The sequence below is a fragment of the Azospirillum palustre genome (genome assembly GCF_002573965.1).
GTDB lineage: Bacteria > Pseudomonadota > Alphaproteobacteria > Azospirillales > Azospirillaceae > Azospirillum > Azospirillum palustre.
Genome location: NZ_PDKW01000043.1, coordinates 2505695 through 2523560 on the forward strand (window position 1 = coordinate 2505695; position 17866 = coordinate 2523560).

Annotated in this window: 12 protein-coding genes; 10 read left to right on the plus strand and 2 right to left on the minus strand. The window is 71.5% G+C overall.

Annotated elements, in window-relative coordinates; translation table 11 throughout:
* Nucleotides 1-61: 61 nt before the first annotated feature.
* The gene (locus CRT60_RS34130) at nucleotides 62-2398 is read left to right on the plus strand and encodes a PAS domain-containing sensor histidine kinase (RefSeq protein ID WP_244592900.1); all 2337 of its coding nucleotides are present in this window, start codon (nucleotides 62-64) and stop codon (nucleotides 2396-2398) included.
* A 180-nt stretch (nucleotides 2399-2578) separates the two neighbouring features.
* Here the strand turns inward: CRT60_RS34130 and CRT60_RS34135 are convergent, their stop codons facing one another.
* On the minus strand, nucleotides 2579-3616 hold the full coding sequence (locus tag CRT60_RS34135) for an NAD(P)/FAD-dependent oxidoreductase (protein WP_098740776.1): 1038 nt from the start codon (nucleotides 3614-3616) through the stop codon (nucleotides 2579-2581).
* A gap of 309 nt (nucleotides 3617-3925) precedes the next feature.
* On the opposite strand from CRT60_RS34135, the gene CRT60_RS34140 reads away from it, so the two are divergent.
* The 7 genes from CRT60_RS34140 (at nucleotide 3926) to trxA (ending at nucleotide 13933) form a co-directional block, all read left to right on the plus strand.
* Nucleotides 3926-4363 (plus strand): hypothetical protein, encoded by a 438-nt coding sequence (locus CRT60_RS34140; protein WP_098740777.1) that lies wholly within the window; start codon nucleotides 3926-3928, stop codon nucleotides 4361-4363.
* A gap of 57 nt (nucleotides 4364-4420) precedes the next feature.
* Nucleotides 4421-4906, plus strand: a complete 486-nt coding sequence (tsaE, locus tag CRT60_RS34145; protein WP_098740778.1) for a tRNA (adenosine(37)-N6)-threonylcarbamoyltransferase complex ATPase subunit type 1 TsaE — start codon at nucleotides 4421-4423, stop codon at nucleotides 4904-4906.
* Entirely contained in the window at nucleotides 4903-5931 is a 1029-nt protein-coding gene (locus CRT60_RS34150) for an aminoglycoside phosphotransferase family protein (RefSeq protein ID WP_098740779.1), read from the plus strand. Before tsaE ends, CRT60_RS34150 begins: the two co-directional genes overlap by 4 nt.
* A 1-nt stretch (nucleotide 5932) precedes the next feature.
* Nucleotides 5933-6685 carry a nucleotidyltransferase family protein gene (locus tag CRT60_RS34155; RefSeq protein ID WP_098740780.1) on the plus strand — a complete coding sequence of 251 codons (753 nt, stop codon included), beginning with the start codon at nucleotides 5933-5935 and terminating at the stop codon, nucleotides 6683-6685.
* A 76-nt stretch (nucleotides 6686-6761) separates the two neighbouring features.
* Nucleotides 6762-9725 (plus strand): double-strand break repair protein AddB, encoded by a 2964-nt coding sequence (addB, locus tag CRT60_RS34160; protein ID WP_098740781.1) that lies wholly within the window; start codon nucleotides 6762-6764, stop codon nucleotides 9723-9725.
* Between the two features lie 214 nt (nucleotides 9726-9939).
* Nucleotides 9940-13461, plus strand: a complete 3522-nt coding sequence (addA, locus tag CRT60_RS34165; protein WP_098740782.1) for a double-strand break repair helicase AddA — start codon at nucleotides 9940-9942, stop codon at nucleotides 13459-13461.
* Between the two features lie 148 nt (nucleotides 13462-13609).
* Nucleotides 13610-13933, plus strand: a complete 324-nt coding sequence (trxA, locus tag CRT60_RS34170) for a thioredoxin TrxA (protein WP_098740783.1) — start codon at nucleotides 13610-13612, stop codon at nucleotides 13931-13933.
* A gap of 94 nt (nucleotides 13934-14027) precedes the next feature.
* Here the strand turns inward: trxA and CRT60_RS34175 are convergent, their stop codons facing one another.
* Complete coding sequence (locus CRT60_RS34175) at nucleotides 14028-14864, minus strand: tetratricopeptide repeat protein (RefSeq protein ID WP_098740784.1); 837 nt, start codon at nucleotides 14862-14864, stop codon at nucleotides 14028-14030.
* Nucleotides 14865-14986: 122 nt separating this feature from the next.
* On the opposite strand from CRT60_RS34175, the gene CRT60_RS34180 reads away from it, so the two are divergent.
* The gene (locus CRT60_RS34180) at nucleotides 14987-15862 is read left to right on the plus strand and encodes an SDR family oxidoreductase (protein ID WP_098740785.1); all 876 of its coding nucleotides are present in this window, start codon (nucleotides 14987-14989) and stop codon (nucleotides 15860-15862) included.
* Between the two features lie 169 nt (nucleotides 15863-16031).
* A complete protein-coding gene (locus CRT60_RS34185; protein ID WP_098740786.1) occupies nucleotides 16032-17813 on the plus strand; it encodes a hypothetical protein in 1782 nt (593 codons plus the stop codon).
* Nucleotides 17814-17866: the final 53 nt, after the last annotated feature.

The following is a 17866-nucleotide window of genomic DNA, read 5'->3' on the forward strand; positions in this document are numbered from 1 at the left end:
CTCATTTTGACAGATTCAGCCGGGCAGTCACCAAGCGCCGGCAGTCCCGGGGGTGAAAAGCGTGGTCGGTCTCGCTGGCTTCTTTTGGAACAAGGAACCCCGGCGCCAAGCCGATCACGTCGCCACAGACCGTGACCGCTGGCGGGCGATGCTGGCCGCAGCCCCGCAGCCCTGGTGCGCCTGGACCGACCGGGGCGAATGCCTTCTGTCCGACGAGGCGGCGGCCCTGCTGGGCATTTCCGATTGCGCCCCGCACAACGCCGATACGCCCAACTCCAATACGCTGAGCGCCGATGTTCTGGCTGCCCTGAAGGCCCCCGACCTCGGCCCCGCCCTGGCCCGGCTGCGCCGCGACGGCGAGCCCTTCCGCTGCGAGGCGGCGGCCCCCGGCGGGCGGCGGCTGGTGCTGACCGGCCGGCGCGGACGGGCCGGCGACACCCACTGCGACGTGGTGTGGATCGAGGACGTGACCGTCGCCAGCGATGCCGCCAAGGATGCCACCCAGCGCCAGGAACAGGCGGCCGGGGCGGCGCGCTCCCGCCTTGCCGATTTGCAGGCGATGGCCGACGCGCTGCCGCTGCCGGTGTGGATGCGCGACCGCTCGCTGCGGCTGTCCTGGTGCAACCTCGCCTATGCCCGCGCCGTCGACAGCGATCCCGACACGGTGGTGGCGGAGGGGCGGGAACTGACCGCCACCGGCCGGGCGCTGGCCGAACGGGCGCGCAGCGGCGGCTTCGCCCAGTCGGACCGCGCGCCCGTCGTGATCGGCACCGAGCGCCGCCTGCTGGAGGTGACGGAAGCGCCGCTGCCGCTGACCGACGGCGGCGGCACGCTGGCGGTAGGCTACGCCCTCGACCTCACCCCGCTGGAGGAGCTGCGCGGCGAGCTGGACCGCCATCTGACCGCCCATGCCGAGGTGCTGGAACGGCTGGGCACCGCCATCGCCATCTTCGGCCCCGACACCCGGCTGACCTTCTTCAACCAGGCCTATGCCCGGCTGTGGGATCTGGACGAGGCGTGGCTGCGCGGCGAGCCGACCAACGCCGAGCTGCTGGAGGAGCTGCGCGCCCGCCGCCGCCTGCCGGAATATGCCGACTACCAGACCTTCAAGCGCGAGCGGCTGACCCGCTACACCCATCTGGTCGAGCCGGTGGAGGAGATGCTGCACCTGCCGGACGGCACCACGCTGCGCCATCTGGCCGCCCCGCATCCGCAGGGCGGGCTGATCACCATCCTGGAGGACGTGACCAACACGCTGGCGCTGGAATCCTCCTACAACACCCTGATGGCGGTGCAGCAGGAGACGCTGGACAATCTGGCGGAGGGCATCGCCGTGTTCGGCGGCGACGGCCGGCTGAAGCTGTCCAACCCGGCCTTCGCCCGCATCTGGGATCTGGAGGACCGCGACCTGCATGGCGAGCCGCACATCGCCGACGTCATCGAGCGCATGCGCCCGCTGCTGGAGATCGCGTCAGCGGACAGCGCTGCCGACAAGGTTGCCGACAGGCCGGGCGAAGCCGCCACCTGGGAGGCGGTGAAGGAGGAACTGATCGGCGCCACGCTGGAGCGCAGCGTCCGCTCCGGCCGGGTGGAGCGCAGCGACGGGTCGGTGGTGGAGTTCTCCACCCTGCCGCTGCCCGACGGGGCGGTGCTGAACAGCTATCTCGACGTCACCGACGGCGCCCGGCTGGAGACGGCGCTGCGCGCCTCCAACGCCGCGCTGGAGGCCGCCGACCAGCTGAAGAGCGAGTTCATCGCCAACGTTTCCCACCATCTGCGCACGCCGCTGAACGGCATCATCGGCTTCGCCGAGCTGATGGCGACCCAGCATTCCGGCACGCTGAGCGACCGGCAGATCGAGTATGTCCGCAATATCCTGGCCGCCGGCCAGCGCCTGCTGGAGCTGATCGACGACGTGGTCGACCTGACCAGCCTGGGCGCCGGCGTCACCACGCTGGAGCGCGGTGCCGTCAGCCTGCCCGACCTGCTGGAGTCGGTGGCCGGGCTGACCCGCGACTGGGCGCGGCGCGAGGGGCTGCGGCTGGAGGTGGTGGCACCGGATGCGCTGGGCGAGATGGAGGGCGACGGCAAGCGGCTGAAACAGGCGCTGTTCACGCTGGTGGTGGGCGCCATCCGCAACCCGCCGCCCGACCGCCGCATCCGCCTGGCCGGCGAGCGGCTGAACGGCAGCATAACCCTGTCGGTCAGCGGCGCCGCCCCGCCCGATGCCGACCCGCAGGGTGCCGCGGCACTCGGCGTTTCGCTGGCCCGCAACGTGGTGGAGCTGCATGGCGGCCGGCTGGAGCTGGACGAGACCGGCGGCGCCGGCTACCGCAGCGCCCATGTCCGCTGCATCATGCCGGTGCGGGCCCCGGCGAATGGAGTGAGGGCGGGGTGAAATATCTCCCTCTCCCGCCCCGGGAGAGGGAAGGGGCCCATGCGGAGCATGGGAAGGGTGAGGGGTTGGGCACGAAGCCAGAGCTTTGAGGCCATGCGCTTCGGGATTCTTGGATCACCCCTCACCCTCCCCGCCTTCGGCGGGTCCCCTCCCTCTCCCGGGACGGGAGAGGGCATTTTATCACGCCGCGCCCGGCACGCCCTTCGAGGTGGAATATTCGAAATGCAGCGCCTCGCCCGGATAGACCAGCGGGCGGATGGCGTGGGCGGCCTGGGCCGCTTCGGCGAAGCCGCAGAGGATCAGCTTCAGCTTGCCGGGGTAGGTCGCGATGTCGCCGATGGCGAAGACGCCCGGCACGTTGGTGCCGCAGCCCGGCTGGGCCACCGCGATGTGGCTGCGCTCCAGATCCAGCCCCCAGCCGGCGATGGGGCCGAGATTCATCGACAGGCCGAAGAAGGCCAGCAGGGCGTCGGCCGGCAGGGCCTTTTCCTCGCCGTCCAGCGTGGCGACGCGCACGGCGCTCAGCCGGCCGTCCGCGCCGTCCAGCCCGGACAGCTGATAGGGCACCACCATCTCGACCCGCCCCTCGCGCACCAGCGCTTCCATGCGGGCGACGCTTTCGGGAGCCGCACGGAACTTCGGACGGCGGTGGACGACATAGACGCGCTCCGCCACGTCGGCCAGCGAGATGGCCCAATCGACGGCGCTGTCGCCGCCGCCGGCGATCACCACCTTCTTGCCGGCGAAGTCCTGGCGGCGGCGCACCATGTAGAAGACCGACTTGCCTTCATAGGCCTCCAGCCCGTCGAGCGGCGGGCGGTTGGGGCCGAAGGCGCCGCTGCCGGCGGCGATGATGACCGCCTGGGTGTCGATCCTCGTGCCGATGCCGGTCTCCACCAGCCAGCGCCCGTTGTCCTGGCGGGTCAGCTTTTCCACCTGCTGGCCCAGGTGATAGGTGGGCGAGAAGGGGGCGGCCTGCTCCGCCAGCCGGTCGATCAGGTCGGCCGCCTCGATCGAGGGGTGGGCCGGGATGTCGTAGATCGGCTTTTCCGGGTAGAGCGCCGTGCACTGGCCGCCGACCATGTCCAGCGCGTCCACCACATGGCAGCGCATCTTCAGCATGCCGCATTCGAACACGGCGAACAGCCCGACGGGGCCGGCGCCGACGATGACGACATCGGTGGTGAGGACATCGTTGCTGGATGCGGTCTGCGACATGAAAGCCAATTCCTTGAGACGGGTGCCAGGGTGAGGATGGGAGAGGGAGGGCGCCCCCTTCCATTGTCCGCATTTGCCGGCCGGGTCAACCCCCGCCGAGGGAAAGGCGGTGCTGTGCCGCAAGAGGGGCCGGCCCGTGGTTTCGCCATGGGGGCTGGATGGCCTGCGGTTTTACAATTTTGCATAAATTCGCTTAAATTTGTCGATTGCGCACCGAAGGGTGCAAAGCCGACAGTGGAGAGGTGCGGCGGATGGCCGGGACAGTCAGCCCGGAGGCCGGCCCGCACGCCAGTCGGGTGGAGGCCCGGAATGAAGGAACTTCGCTGTCTGGTCTTCACCGACCAGGAGGTCGTGCGGGCCGTGCTGGATCGCCGGCGCCGGGTGAAGGACACGTTGCCGGTCGGCACCGTCTCCAAGGTGGCCTACCACCGTCCCGAAGGGTCGGAGCCGGATGGCATCGAAACCCGCCTGACCATCACCGACGACAACGGGGCCGTGACCGAGCTGGGGTTGCCCGAGACCGAGGTGACGGCGGCGCTGGTCGCCTACTGCATGGGCCGGCGCATCCCCCTGCCGGTGGCGTCCGACAAGATGCTGCATCTGATCAACGGCGCGCTGACGCTGATGATCACCATGAACTTCAACAAGGCGCCGCGGCTGGTGGTCACCGCCGGATCGGAAGGCGCCGGATCGGGGCCGGCACCGGGGTCGGACCGGCTGTCGCCCAAGCGGCGGATCGGCCGGTAACTCCTGTCCTTCTTTCCGGCTTGCGGGCGGGCGGCGGCTTCGCACAGTATCCGCGCCATGCCGGACACTCCCCTCCATACCGTCACTCTCCCCCTGCCCGACGAGGCCGCCACCGCGGCGCTGGGCCGCCGGCTCGGCGCCGTCCTGCGGCCGGGCGACCTCGTGGCCCTGCGCGGCGACCTCGGCGCCGGCAAGAGCGCGCTGTCGCGGGCCTTGATCCGCAGCGTCACCCATGAGGACGCCGAGGTGCCGTCCCCAACCTTCACCCTGGTGCAGACCTACGACACCGCCATCGGCCCGGTCTGGCATTTCGACCTCTACCGTTTGTCGGGACCGGACGAGGTGTATGAGCTGGGCTGGGACGATGCGCGGGCCGAGGCGGTGGCGCTGGTCGAATGGCCGGACCGGCTGGGTCCGCTGCTGCCGCCCGACCGGGTCGAGGTGACGATGCAGCATGACGGTCCCGACGCCCGCCGCGCCACGCTGACCGGCCATGGCGCGCTGGCGGCGCGGGTGGCCGCCGCCGACTGGACGCTGCCATGACGGATGTAACAGCGGCGCGGCAAGCCGGGATCGCCGCCTTCCTGGCCGCCAACGGCCTGTCCGATGCGGTGCGGCAGCCGCTGGCCGGCGATGCCTCCGCAAGGCGGTACGAGCGGCTGCGCAAGGCCGATGGCGGCACGCTGATCCTGGTCGACACGCCCGCCCCGGCCGAAGATCTGGTCCCCTTCATCGCCATCGGCGCCGAGCTGGCGGCCATCGGGCTGTCGGTTCCCGCCGTGCTGGCGGCGGATGTGGAGCGGGGATTGGCGATCCAGGATGATTTCGGAAGCGAAACATTCTCCCGCCTGCTGGCCGACGGTGCCGATCCGCAGCCGCTCTATGAAATGGCGACCGACGCGCTGATCGCGATCCACCGCGGCTGGCCGGAGGGGGCGGCGCAGCGCCTCGCCCTGCCGGTCTACGACCCGGATTTGTTCATCACCCAGACCCGGCTGTTCCTCGACGCCTATATGCCGGTGGTGCTGGGGCGCCCTTTGAGCGAAGAGAATCGTTCCGCTTTCGATACAGCCTGGCGGACGGTGCTGGAGCCGGTCTGCGCCGGAGCGCCGTCGCTTCTGCTGCGCGACTACCATGTCGACAACCTGATGCGGCTGGACCGGCCGGGGGCGAAGGCCGCCGGGCTGATCGACTTCCAGAGCGCCGGCTGGGGGCCGCGGGCCTACGACCTCGTCTCGCTGCTGGAGGATGCGCGGCGCGACGTGGCGCCCGCTCTGGCCGGGGCGATGGTCGACCGCTATCTCGCCGCCTTCCCCGACAGCGATGCCGCCGCCTTCCGCCGCGCCATGGCGGTGCTGGGGGCGGTCCGCCACACGCGGATCGTCGCCATCTTCGTCCGTCTGGCGCTGGGCCAGGGGCGGCGGTCCTATCTTGTCCATCTGCCGCGGGTCTGGCGTTTGCTGGAGGCCCAGTTGGCGAAGCCGGAACTGGCTCCGGTCGCCGGCTGGTTCGACCGCCATCTGCCGCCCGCCGCCCGCGCCGCCTTCGTCGTTCCGGAGACGATCTGAAATGACCGTGACCATTCCCGATACTGCGCCCCAAATGGCCATGGTGCTGGCCGCCGGCCAGGGCCTGCGCATGCGTCCGCTGACCAACCATATGCCGAAGCCGCTGATCCCGGTGCTGGGCAAGCCGATGCTGGACCATGCGCTCGACCGGCTGGCCGCGGCCGGCGTCGGCCGCGCAGTGGTCAACAGCCATTATCTCGGCGCGATGATCGGCGACCATCTGAAGGACCGGACCGCACCGGCCATCACCCTGTCGCCGGAGGACACGCTGCTGGAGACCGGCGGCGGGGTGAAGAAGGCCCTGCCCCATCTGGGATCCGCACCGGTCTATACGGTGAATGCCGACATCTTCTGGCTCGACGGGCCGGTGCCGGCCCTGCGCCGGCTGGCCGCGCACTGGAACCCGGCGGAGATGGATGCGCTGCTGCTGCTGATGGCGACGACCAAATCGGTCGGCTATGACGGGCTCGGCGACTATCACATGGACCCGCTGGGCGGCCTGACCCGCCGGGGCGAGCGCGAGCTGGCGCCCTTCGTCTATGCCGGGGTGCAGATCGTCAAGCCGGAGCTGTTCGCGGCGGACACGCCCGACGGCGCCTTTTCCACCAACCTGATCTGGGACCGCGCCCAGGCCGCGGGCCGGCTGTTCGGCCTTGCCCATGACGGGCTGTGGTTCCACATCGGCACGCCGGCCGGGCTGAAAGAGGCGGAGGATCTGCTGTCCATCGGCGGCACGCGGGCGGTGGCGCATTGAGAGCGGGCCTGCGCTATACTCGAGCCGCGCCAGACTCAATCGCAAGTAGCCCTTACCCGGAACCGATCGCAGGCTCATGACCCTCCCCAAAGTCTACAGCATCCCCGCGGGCGCGCCCTTCGTCGACATGCTGGCGGCGGGGATCATGGAGCGGGTCGGCGGCGACCCGATGGCCTTGGCCGGGGTCACCGTGCTGCTGCCGACCCGGCGCGCCTGCCGGGCGTTGCAGGCGGCCTTCCTGCGCCGCTCCGGCGGGCAGCCGACGCTGCTGCCGCGGATGGCGCCGCTGGGCGAACTCGATGCCGGCGACCTCAGCCTGACCGAGGAGGAACTGCCCGACGTCCCGCTCGACCTGCCGGAGGCGATCTCGCCCTTGAACCGGCAGATGACGCTGGCCCGGCTGATCCTGGGGGCCGAGGGTCTGTCGGCGACCACGGCGCAGGCGGTGCGGCTGGGGGCCGATCTCGGCCGGCTGATCGACGCGGTGTGGACCGAGCGCGCCGGCTTCGAGAAGCTGGAGTCGCTGGTGCCGGCGGATTATGCCGAGCATTGGCAGGTCACGCTGAAATTCCTGCGCATCATCACCGAGGTCTGGCCCGCCATCCTTGAGTCGACCGGCGAGACCGACCCGGCCAAGCGCCGCAACCTGGCGCTGGAGACGCAGGCGGCCCTGTGGCAGGCCGCCCCGCCGCCGGGCATGGTGATCGCCGCCGGCTCCACCGGCTCCATCGTCGCGACGACGGAACTGCTTGCGGTCATCGCCCGGCTGCCGCAGGGGGCGGTGGTGCTGCCCGGCCTCGACACCGGGGCCGACGACACGATCTGGGACGCCATCGCAGAGGATGAATCCCACCCGCAGCACGGGCTGTCGCAGCTGATCCGCCTGCTGGGGGTGGAGCGGCACGAGGTGCTGCCCTGGACCGATGCGCCGGAGCCGCTCGGTGCCCGCGCCCGCCTGATCGCCGAGGCGATGCGCCCGGCGGCGACCACCGAGGGCTGGCGCGAGCTGTCCGGGGTGGACGCCGCGGCGCTGGACGGGCTGACCCGCATCGACGCCGCCACCTCGGAGGAGGAGGCGCAGGTCATCGCGCTGCTGATGCGCCATGCGCTGGAAACCCCGACGAGGACCGCGGCGCTGATCACCCCCGACCGCAATCTGGGCCGCCGGGTCGCCATGGCGCTGGCGCGCTGGGGCATCCTGGTCAACGACTCCGGCGGCCAGCCGCTCGCCCACACCGCGGTCGGCACCTATCTGCGGCTGACGGCGGAACTGGCGGCGAGCCGCGTCCATCCGCTGGCCCTGCTGGCGCTCGCCAAGCACCCGATGGCGGCGGGCGGCCGCGACTCAGGCGATTTCCGCGCCGCCGCCCGCGCGCTGGAGCGCGTCGTGCTGCGCGGCCCCCGCCCGGCGGAGGGCTTCGACGGCGTGCTCGCCGCGCTGGAGCAGGCCGAGCGCTTCGACCATGAGGAGCAGCAGGAGTTCCTGCGCACATGGCTGGTCGACATCGGCCAGCGCGCCGCCCCCTTCCTCGAGGCGCTGGCCGGCGAGACGCCGCTGGCCGACCTCGTGCGCGCCCATGTCGCCTTCTGCGAATCGCTGGCCGCCGACGACGCGCTGACCGGGGCGGAGCGGCTGTGGCGCCAGGACGACGGCGAGGAGGCGGCGCGCTTCGTCCACGACCTGCTCGACGCCGCCGACGGCTTCCCGGCGATCCCGGCCAAGGATTACCCGGCCCTGCTCGATGCGCTGATGAGCGCGCGGGCGGTGCGTCCCCGCTATGGCCTGCACCCGCGCCTGTTCATCCTGGGTCCGATGGAGGCGCGCCTCCAGCATCTCGACCTGACCATCCTCGGCGGGCTGAACGAGGGAACCTGGCCGCCGGCCGCCTCCGCCGATCCGTGGATGTCGCGGCCGATGCGGCGCGATTTCGGCCTGCCCAGCCCGGAACGGCTGGTCGGCATGTCGGCGCACGACTTCGCCCACGCCTGCGGCGCGCCGGAGGTGGTGCTGACCCGCGCCGCCCGGGTGGAGGGAACGCCGACGGTGCCGTCGCGCTGGCTCCTGCGGCTGGAAACCGTGCTGAAGGCGCTGGATCTGGACGGCGCGATCGAGGATCGCGGGGCCTGCTGGCTCGGCTGGGCGCGCGGGCTGGACGAGCCCGACCGCGTGCAGCCGGTGGCGGCACCGGAGCCGCGCCCGCCGCTGGCCGCCCGGCCGCGCAAGCTGTCGGTGACGGAGATCGAGACCTGGATGCGCGATCCTTACGCCATCTATGCCCGCCACGCCCTGCGGCTGCGCGCGCTCGACCCCATCGCCGCCGATCCGGGGGCATCCGACCGCGGCCAGATCATCCACGACACGCTCGACGCCTTCGTCCGCGAGCATCCCGGACTGCTGCCGCATGACGCGCTCGACCGGCTGATCGCGCTGGGGCGTGAGCGCTTCGGCCCGCTGTTGCGCAGCCATCCCGACGTCTGGGCCTTCTGGTGGCCGCGCTTCGAGCGGGTGGCCGGCTGGTTCGTCGATCTGGAGCGCGAGCGCCGCCCCCGCATCCGTCCGCTGGCGACCGAGGTGCCGGGCCGGCTGGAGCTGTCCGGACCCGGCGGTCCCTTCGCCCTGACCGCCAAGGCCGACCGCATCGACCGCGGCCCCGACGGGCTGGTGATGATCGACTACAAGACCGGCACCCCGCCGAGCGCACGCGAGATCGAGCTTGGCTTCGCCCCGCAGCTGCCGCTGGAGGCCGCCATCGCCGCGGCCGGCGGGTTCAGCGGGGTGGACAAGGGCGAGGTGGCCGAGCTGACCTTCTGGCGCCTGTCCGGCGGCGATCCGGCCGGCGAGGAGAAACCGGTGAAGGGCGACCCCGCGGCGCTGGGCGAGGAGGCGCGGGCCGGCCTGGAGGCGCTGATCGCACAGTTCGACGATCCGGAGACGCCTTACCGGTCCCGTCCACGGCCGGCGATGGCGCCGCGCTACACCGACTACGCGCATTTGGCCCGCGTCCAGGAATGGTCGTCGGGCGGCGGGGAGGGCGAGTGATGCGGGGCGGAGTTGGCGTGAAAATGCCCTCTCCCGCCCCGGGAGAGGGAGGGGACCCGCGCCGCAGGCGTGGGGAGGGTGAGGGGTTGGCCAAGCATCCCGAACCGCATGGCTTCATGCCTCACCCCTCACCCTTCCCAAGCTTCGCTTGGGCCCCTTCCCTCTCCCGGGACGGGAGAGGGAACATATCGCCCCGGCACCGGAAGCATCGCCCATGACCATGACCGACCTGTCCCCCCGCACCCTGCCGCTCGATCCCAATGTGGCGCAGCGGCGGGCGTCCGATCCGACGGCGTCGGTGTGGGTCGGGGCCTCGGCCGGCTCGGGCAAGACCAAGGTGCTGACCGACCGGGTGCTGCGGCTGATGCTGTCGGGCACGCCGCCGGCGCGCATCCTCTGCCTGACCTTCACCAAGGCCGCCGCGGCGGAAATGGCGATCCGCATCAACCGGACGCTCGGCCTGTGGGCCACCCTGCCCGACGACGCGCTGGAGGACCGGCTGGCCGACCTCTGCGGCGAGCGGCCGTCGATGGAAGCGCGGCTGAACGCGCGCCGCCTGTTCGCCCAGGTGGTGGACTGCCCCGGCGGCATGAAGATCCAGACCATCCACGCCTTCTGCCAGTCGCTGCTGCGCCGCTTCCCGCTGGAAGCCGAGCTGGCGCCGCATTTCGACGTGATGGACGACCGCACCGCCGACGGGCTGCTGACCGAGGCGCGCGACGCCGTGCTGCATGCCGGCCGGACCGAGCCGGACAGCCCGCTCGGCCGCGCCATGGGCCGGCTGACCGGCGAGCTGAATGCCGAGGATTTCGCCGGGCTGCTGGCGGAGCTAGCCAGCCAGCGCGGGCAGGTGGAGAAGCTGTTCGAGCGCTTCCACGGGCTGGACGGGCTGATCGACGCCATCCACGACACCCTCAAGGTGCCGCCCGGCGTGACTGAGGAAACGATCCTCACCCATGCCTGCCACGACGACCAGTGCGAGCCGCCGGCCCTGCGCGAGGCCTGCCGGGCATTGTCGGGCGGCAGCGCCAGCGACCAGGAGCGCGGCATCGCCATCCAGCACTGGCTGGACGCCGCCGACCGCCGGGTCCGCGCCTTCGAGGCCTACAAGCGCCTGTTCCTGACCGCGGAAGGCAGCCCGCGCAAGACGCTGATGACCAAGAAGCCGGCCACCGCCTACCCGCAGGCGCTGCTCTCCCTGCAGAAGGAGGCGGAGCGGCTGGTGGAGATCTCCGAGCGGGTGAAGGCCGCCGGGGTCGCCGCCTCGACCACCGCCCTGCTGACGCTGGCTGAGGCGATGCTGGAAGCCTACCGCGAGCGCAAGGCGGCGCGCGCCCTCTTGGATTACGACGACCTGATCCTGGCGGCCAACCGGCTCTTGAGCGGCAAGGACGGCACGCCGCGGGTGCCCTGGGTGCTCTTCAAGCTGGACGGCGGCCTCGACCATATCCTGATCGACGAGGCGCAGGACACCAACCCCGACCAGTGGGCCATCGTCGCCTCGCTGGCCGGCGAGTTCTTCGTCGAGCTGGAGGCCGCCGCGCCCGACGGCAAGATCCGCACCGTCTTCGCGGTGGGCGACGAGAAGCAGTCGATCTTCAGCTTCCAGCGCGCCGATCCCGCCGAATTCGCCCGCATGCGCCGCCATTTCCAGGACAAGGCGGAATCGGCCGAGCGGCTGTGGGCGGGCGTCGACCTCGACATCTCCTTCCGCTCGACCTCGGCGGTGCTGGAGACGGTGGACGCCGTCTTCGCGCTCGACCATGCCCGCGACGGCGTGGCGTCGGACGCCAGCCCGACCATCCGCCACCGCGCCTTCCGCCGCGGGCAGGCCGGGCTGGTCGAGCTGTGGCCGCCGGTGAAGCCGGCCGAGGCGGTCGAGACCCCGGCCTGGGCGCCGCCGGTGGCGCGCGAGACCGCCGACTCGCCGTCGGCCCGCCTCGCCTCGGTCATCGCGGCGACGGTGCACCGCTGGATCGACGGCGGCGAGACGCTGGAGGCCAAGGGCCGGCCGGTGCGGCCCGGCGACGTGATGGTGCTGGTCCGCCGCCGCACCGCCTTCGTCACCGAACTGGTCCGCGCGCTGAAGGACCGCGGCGTGCCGGTGGCCGGCGTCGACCGCATGGTGCTGACCGAACAGCTCGCCGTCATGGATCTGGTGGCGCTGTCCGACTTCCTGCTGCTGCCGGACGACGACCTGACGCTCGCCACCGTACTGAAAGGCCCGCTGATCGGGCTGACCGAGGAGGAGCTGTTCCGCGTCGCCCATGGCCGGCGCGGCACGCTGTGGCGCTCGCTGGTGGCGCTGGCGGAGACGGAGCCCGCCTTCCGCCCGGCCCGGCGCTATCTGGGCGACCTGCTGGCGCGCACCGACTTCTCGGCCCCCTACGAGCTGTTCGCCGGACTGCTGAACCGGCCCTGCCCGGCCGACGGGCGGGCGGGGCGGCGCGCGATCCTGAAACGGCTCGGCCCCGACGCGCAGGATCCGCTGGAGGAGTTCCTGGCCGTCTGCCTCGCCTTCGAGAAGACCGAGCCGCCGTCCTTGCAGAATTTCCTCGCCTGGCTGGCGGCCAGCGACGCCGAGATCAAGCGCGAGCTGGAACAGGGCGGCGGCACCGTGCGGATCATGACCGTCCACGGCTCCAAGGGCTTGCAGGCACCGATCGTCTTCCTGCCCGACACGCTGGGCAGCCCGACCCAGAGCCCGCCGATCCTGTGGCCGGACGACGACTGCCCGGTGCCGCTGTTCGCCGCCCGCCGCAGCCAGGAGGACGGGCTGTGCGCCGAGGCGCGGGCGCGGGCCAACCGGCGGCGCGACCAGGAATACCGCCGGCTGCTCTATGTCGCACTGACGCGGGCGGAGGACCGGCTCTACATCTGCGGCCACCAGGGCAAGCGCGAGCCGTCCGACGATTGCTGGTACCGGCTGGTCGAGGAGGCGATGCGCGACAACGGCGTGCAGCATCCCTTCGACTTCACCGGCCTCTGCCCCGACGGCTGGGCGGGCGAGGGCTGGCGGCTGGTCGGTGCCCAGACCGCCGCGGTGCCGCGCCATGTCGAGACGGAGGAGAGCGCCGCCGCCGAGCCGCCGCCGCCCTGGATCGGCGAACCGCCGCCGGGCGAGCCGGAACCGTCACGGCCGCTGACCCCGTCGCGGCCGGACGGCGAGGAGCCGGCGGTGCGCTCGCCGCTCGGCAACGACGACGGCCAGCGCTTCCGCCGCGGCCTGCTGGTCCACCGGCTGTTGCAGACCCTGCCCAACCTGGCCGAGGCGGCGCGGGACGCCGCCTGCCGCCGCTTCCTCGCCCGCCCGGCGCACAAGCTGACGCCGGAGCAGCAGGACGCCATCGCGCGGGAGACGCTGGCGGTGCTGAGCCATGCGGAGTTCGCGCATCTGTTCGGCCCCGGCTCGCGGGCGGAGGTGCCGTTGATCGGCGTGGTGGCGCTCGGCGACGGCAGCCGGGCGCTGGCCGGCCGCATCGACCGGCTGGCGCTGACCGGGGATACGGTGTGGATCGTCGACTACAAGACCAACCGGCCGCCGCCGCGGGATCTGGAAGACGTTCCAATGGTTTACCGGCGCCAGATGGCGGCCTACCGCGAGGCGTTGCGCGCGGTCTATCCGGGGCGGCGGGTGCGCTGCGTGCTGCTGTGGACCGACGGTCCCTACACCATGGAGCTGCCGCCCTCGGTGATGGACGCGGCGGCGGCAGGGCTAGGGCCCAGGGTGGGGTGAGGAGCGGCCGGCGGCTCACCCGAAAGATGGGGTGACTTGACCGGCCGGGCGCCTCCGCCCTACATTTTGCTCAATTCCACTGACGGGGCGATGGCCGCCGGCCTTTCACAACCGGTCCGCGGCGCTTCCGAATCCAGCACGAGGTCACATGAGCACCACCATCAAGGTTACCGACGACAGCTTCGAGCAGGACGTCCTGAAGGCCGACGGCCCGGTCCTGGTCGACTTCTGGGCGGAATGGTGCGGCCCCTGCAAGATGATCGCCCCGGCGCTCGACGAGCTGGCCGGCGAGTATGACGGCAAGGTCACCGTCGCCAAGCTGAACATCGACGAGAACCCCGACACCCCGACCAAGTACGGCGTGCGCGGCATCCCGACGCTGATGCTGTTCAAGGGCGGCAGCGTCGCCGCCACCAAGATCGGCGCCCTGCCCAAGGGTGCGCTGTTCCAGTGGGTCGACTCGGCGCTGTAAGCGTCCGTCCACAGCGGTCCAGACAGGAAAAAGCCCCGCCCGCGGTCACCGCGGCGGGGCTTTTTCTTTTGGAGGCCATGGGGGGAAGCCCCCCTCACTGCACCTTCTTTTCCTTCGCCTTATCCTTGCCGGCATCCCCCGCGACCTCCGCCGTGCGGGCGAGGTTGTCGGCGGCGGCGCGGCCCCAGTCGCTGTCGGGGGCGACGCGGCGGGCCAGCGACCAGTCGTCGCGCGCGGCCCCCAGATTGCCGCCCAGCGCCTTGACGTTGCCGCGCAGCAGGATCGCCTCCGGATCGCCGGGCTTCAGTTCCAGCGCGGAGTCGATGTCGGCCAGCGCCTGCCGGTAGTTGGACAGCGCCTTCTGCGCGCTCGCCCGGTAGAGGTAGGCGTCGGCCCGCTTCGGGTCGCGGGTCAGCGCCGCATCCAGATCGGCGACGGCATCCCAGAAGCGCTCGCCCTCCGCACGGGCGAAGGCGCGGTCGATCAGCAGATCGACGTCGCCCGGCGTCTTGTCGAGGGCGGCGCTGTAGAGCCTCTCCGCCCGCCCCTGGTCGCCGGCCCGCAGCCATGCCCAGCCGGCGCGGCCGAGCAGCGAGGCGGCGGCCCTGGGATCGTCCTTGCCCAGCGTCGGCACCAGCGCCTCCATCTGGGCTCCGGCCGCCTTGAAGTCGCCGGCATGGAACAGCGCCAGCGCCTCGCAGAGCTTCGCGGAGTCGCCGCCGCCCTGCTGCTGCCAGCGCCTGGCGTCGGCCAGGGCGCCGTCCGGGTTGGCCTCCGCCTTGGCGGCGCAGGCCTGTAGCTCGCGGTTGCGGTCGAGAGCGGAGGGCTGCCCGGAGGACGCGGCCAGTAGGGCGGCCGGCAAGAGTGCCGGAGCGGCGGCGAGAAGCCCAAGCGCGAGAGCGCCGGAAAGGTAAGGATTGCGTCGGGTCATGGTGCCTTTACACTCCGCCATCGCCGGGCGGGGCGCAAGTCCGCAGGCCCGCTCCCGGTGTTACACAGTTCGGTGCTACACAGTCCGCCGTCCCTCCGCCGCTCCAACCGGAACCGCCCGCGATGACCGATCCCCGCCTGTTCGTCTTCGGCCTCGGCTACAGCGCCCGCGTCTTCGCCGACCGGCTGCGCGCCGAGGGCTGGCGCATCGCCGCCACCTGCCGCAGCGAGGAGAAGAAGGCGGAGCTGGAGGCCCAGGGCATCGAGGCCTTCCTGTTCGAGCGCGGCCGGCCGCTGGCCGATGCGCAGGCGGCGCTGGCCGGCACCACCCATCTGCTGGTCAGCATCCCGCCGGACGGCAAGGGCGACCCGGTGCTCGGCCAGCATGCCCGCGATCTGGCCGACCTGCGCACGCTGGACTGGGCCGGCTATTTGTCCACCACCGGCGTCTATGGCGACACCGGCGGCGAGTGGGTCAGCGAGGCGTCCTGGCTGAAGCCGACCGGCGAACGCCAGAAGCGGCGGGTGGAGGCGGAGCGCGGTTGGCTGAACCTCTACCGGCAGTATGGCGTGCCGATGCATCTGTTCCGGCTGGCCGGAATCTACGGCCCCGGCCGCAGCGCCATCGATTCGGTGCGCGACGGCATCGCCAAGCGGGTCGACAAGCCGGGTCAGGTCTTCTGCCGCATCCATGTCGACGACATCGCCGGCACGCTGCGGGCGTCGATGGCGCGGCCAACGCTGGGCGCCATCTACAACGTCGCCGACGACCTGCCCAGCCCGTCGCACGAGGTGGTGGAGTATGCCTGCCGCCTGCTGGGGGTGGAGCCGCCGCCGCTGGTGCCGTTCGACCGGGCGGAGATGTCGCCGATGGCCGCCAGCTTCTACGCCGATTGCCGCCGGGTGAAGAACGACCGCATCAAGCGCCAGCTTGGCGTCGCCCTGTCCTATCCCGACTATCGCGCCGGGCTGGACGCCCAGTTGGCGGCTGGATTGTAGCCAGGAAGAGGGGCAAACAGTAAAGCTAAGGTTACAAAGCAATTCCCTGGCATATACCGGTAATCATAAGACTTTTCCGAAGACACGCGTGGAATTGGCAAAAGATATTTAATAATCTCGCGGGATCATAAGCGCCCAGGCGACGACCATCCCGCGAGGTGTTGTGCGCATGAACAGCACGCCGACGGCCACCCTCTCCATAGCCTCCGCGGCCTCTTCACCGGCGTCTTCGCCGGGTGGGGGTGGCACCGATGTCGCGGCCTTCCGCCGCCAGATGGACGAGGTCGTCGCCCGCATCCCGATGCACGCCATCCGGTCGGTGCTGGACGCGGTCGAAGGGACGCCCAGCCCGAACGGCGAGCGGGCGCGTCACCTGCGCGATGCGCTGGTCGACCATTTCAACCGCCTGCGGCCGATGAAGGCGCGCCGCCTGTTCACCAGCCTGTTCGAACCCTTCCTGGTCGACGACCCCGTGCTCTACCGCTCGGCCGAGTCGGTGCCGGCGCTGATCCAGCGGGTGGACATGGGCGGCATCTGGTCGGCGCTGACCCGCTATGGCTTTCCGGGGCTGGCGGCGGAGGTGCAGAGCCGGCTGGACGGCATGGCGCGCGAGGCGATGCTGGATGCCGTGCTGGCCAGCCCCGACGCGATGGCGATGCGCGAGCTGATGCGGAAAGAGGCGCTCGACTTCCTCTATGCCATGGCCGGCGACCGCAAGCTGACCGACCGTTTCCTGGCGCTGGCCAATGACGAGGCGCATCACGACGCGGCGCTCCGCACCCAGTATCTCGGCCGCAAGGCGCCGATCGACAGCGACCTGCTGGGCTTCGTCCGTGCACTGCTGGAGCACAACGCCGTGCTGGTGCCGCTGACCGAGCGCATGCGCCGCGACATCGACGAGATGCGGATGGGGGACAGGCAGGGCGCCGGCGATCCGCGGTCGACCACCCCATCGTCCGCCACCCCATCCTCGGCTGAGGTGGACTGCCAGTCGGCGCTGATGGTCGGCTTCGTCCGCCGGGTGCGCGATCTCGGCCTGCCCTTCCGCGACCAGTCGCAGCTGCTGGCCTGGTTCGCCCCGCTCTACGGGCTGAACGTCAAGCGGCGCTACGACGTGTTCCTGCGCCATGTGCGCGAGCATGTCGGCTCGGGCGGTCCGGCGGTGCGCGAGTCCCACCCGCTGCTGCGCGCCCTGCTCTGCCATTTCACCGCCGCCTGCACCACCATCCGCGAGGTGGTGGACGGCATGTTCGGCGACATGGACATCCAGGACGGAGGCGTGCTGTCCGCCCCCGCCCCGACCCGCGCCCTGCTGCACGAGGCGGTGGAGCGGTTCGACCGGGCGCTGACCGCGCTGTCCGGCACCGGCTTCCTCGCCAGCCGCTCGGCCGGCCCGGCCCTGCGGGCGGAGCTGGCGGCGGTCAGCCGCGAGCTGACCGGCACGGTGATGCCGGCGCTGGCCGCCCGGATGCAGGCGGCGATGAACGCCCGCCACGCCCCGGTGCCCGACCATGAGGACATCGTCTGGCTGCTGGAGCTGGTGTGGCGCTGGGGCCGCTATCTCGGCGCCGCCGGCTATGCCAACCCGGAACTGAAGTCGCTGCGCCTCTATGCGGTGGAGACCGGCCGCCTCGCCTTCCTCCAGGCGATGAAGGCCGAACCGCAGGAGAGGCCGGCCCACCGCATGGCCCACATGCTGCGCATCCGCCGGCTGATGGCGGCGATGGGCGAGACGGTGGATGGCTGGATCAGCCCGGTCAGCCAGGGCCTGCACCGGGTCGTCCACAGTTATCTGGAGGCGGACGGCGAGATCGCCGGGGACGAATGGGCGGTGATCGACGCCTTCATCGCCAGCGTGCGCAGCGAGCTGAGCCGGTCCCGCAACTGGCAGAGCGCCGATTTCGTCGACATCCTGCGCCTGCACGAGGCAAGACGGCGGGGGGAGGCGTGAATCCCCTTCGGCCAAAGGCCTTAGCCGCAACAAATTGGTTCGACCCACCCGTC

Coding starts and splice junctions, on each gene's coding strand:
- CRT60_RS34135 (WP_098740776.1), bottom strand. CDS start 3,616: ATGTCGCAGACCGCATCCAGCAACGATGTCCTCACCACCGATGTCGTC.
- CRT60_RS34140 (WP_098740777.1), top strand. CDS start 3,926: ATGAAGGAACTTCGCTGTCTGGTCTTCACCGACCAGGAGGTCGTGCGG.
- tsaE (WP_098740778.1), top strand. CDS start 4,421: ATGCCGGACACTCCCCTCCATACCGTCACTCTCCCCCTGCCCGACGAG.
- CRT60_RS34150 (WP_098740779.1), top strand. CDS start 4,903: ATGACGGATGTAACAGCGGCGCGGCAAGCCGGGATCGCCGCCTTCCTG.
- CRT60_RS34155 (WP_098740780.1), top strand. CDS start 5,933: ATGACCGTGACCATTCCCGATACTGCGCCCCAAATGGCCATGGTGCTG.
- addB (WP_098740781.1), top strand. CDS start 6,762: ATGACCCTCCCCAAAGTCTACAGCATCCCCGCGGGCGCGCCCTTCGTC.
- addA (WP_098740782.1), top strand. CDS start 9,940: ATGACCATGACCGACCTGTCCCCCCGCACCCTGCCGCTCGATCCCAAT.
- trxA (WP_098740783.1), top strand. CDS start 13,610: ATGAGCACCACCATCAAGGTTACCGACGACAGCTTCGAGCAGGACGTC.
- CRT60_RS34175 (WP_098740784.1), bottom strand. CDS start 14,864: ATGACCCGACGCAATCCTTACCTTTCCGGCGCTCTCGCGCTTGGGCTT.
- CRT60_RS34180 (WP_098740785.1), top strand. CDS start 14,987: ATGACCGATCCCCGCCTGTTCGTCTTCGGCCTCGGCTACAGCGCCCGC.
- CRT60_RS34185 (WP_098740786.1), top strand. CDS start 16,032: ATGAACAGCACGCCGACGGCCACCCTCTCCATAGCCTCCGCGGCCTCT.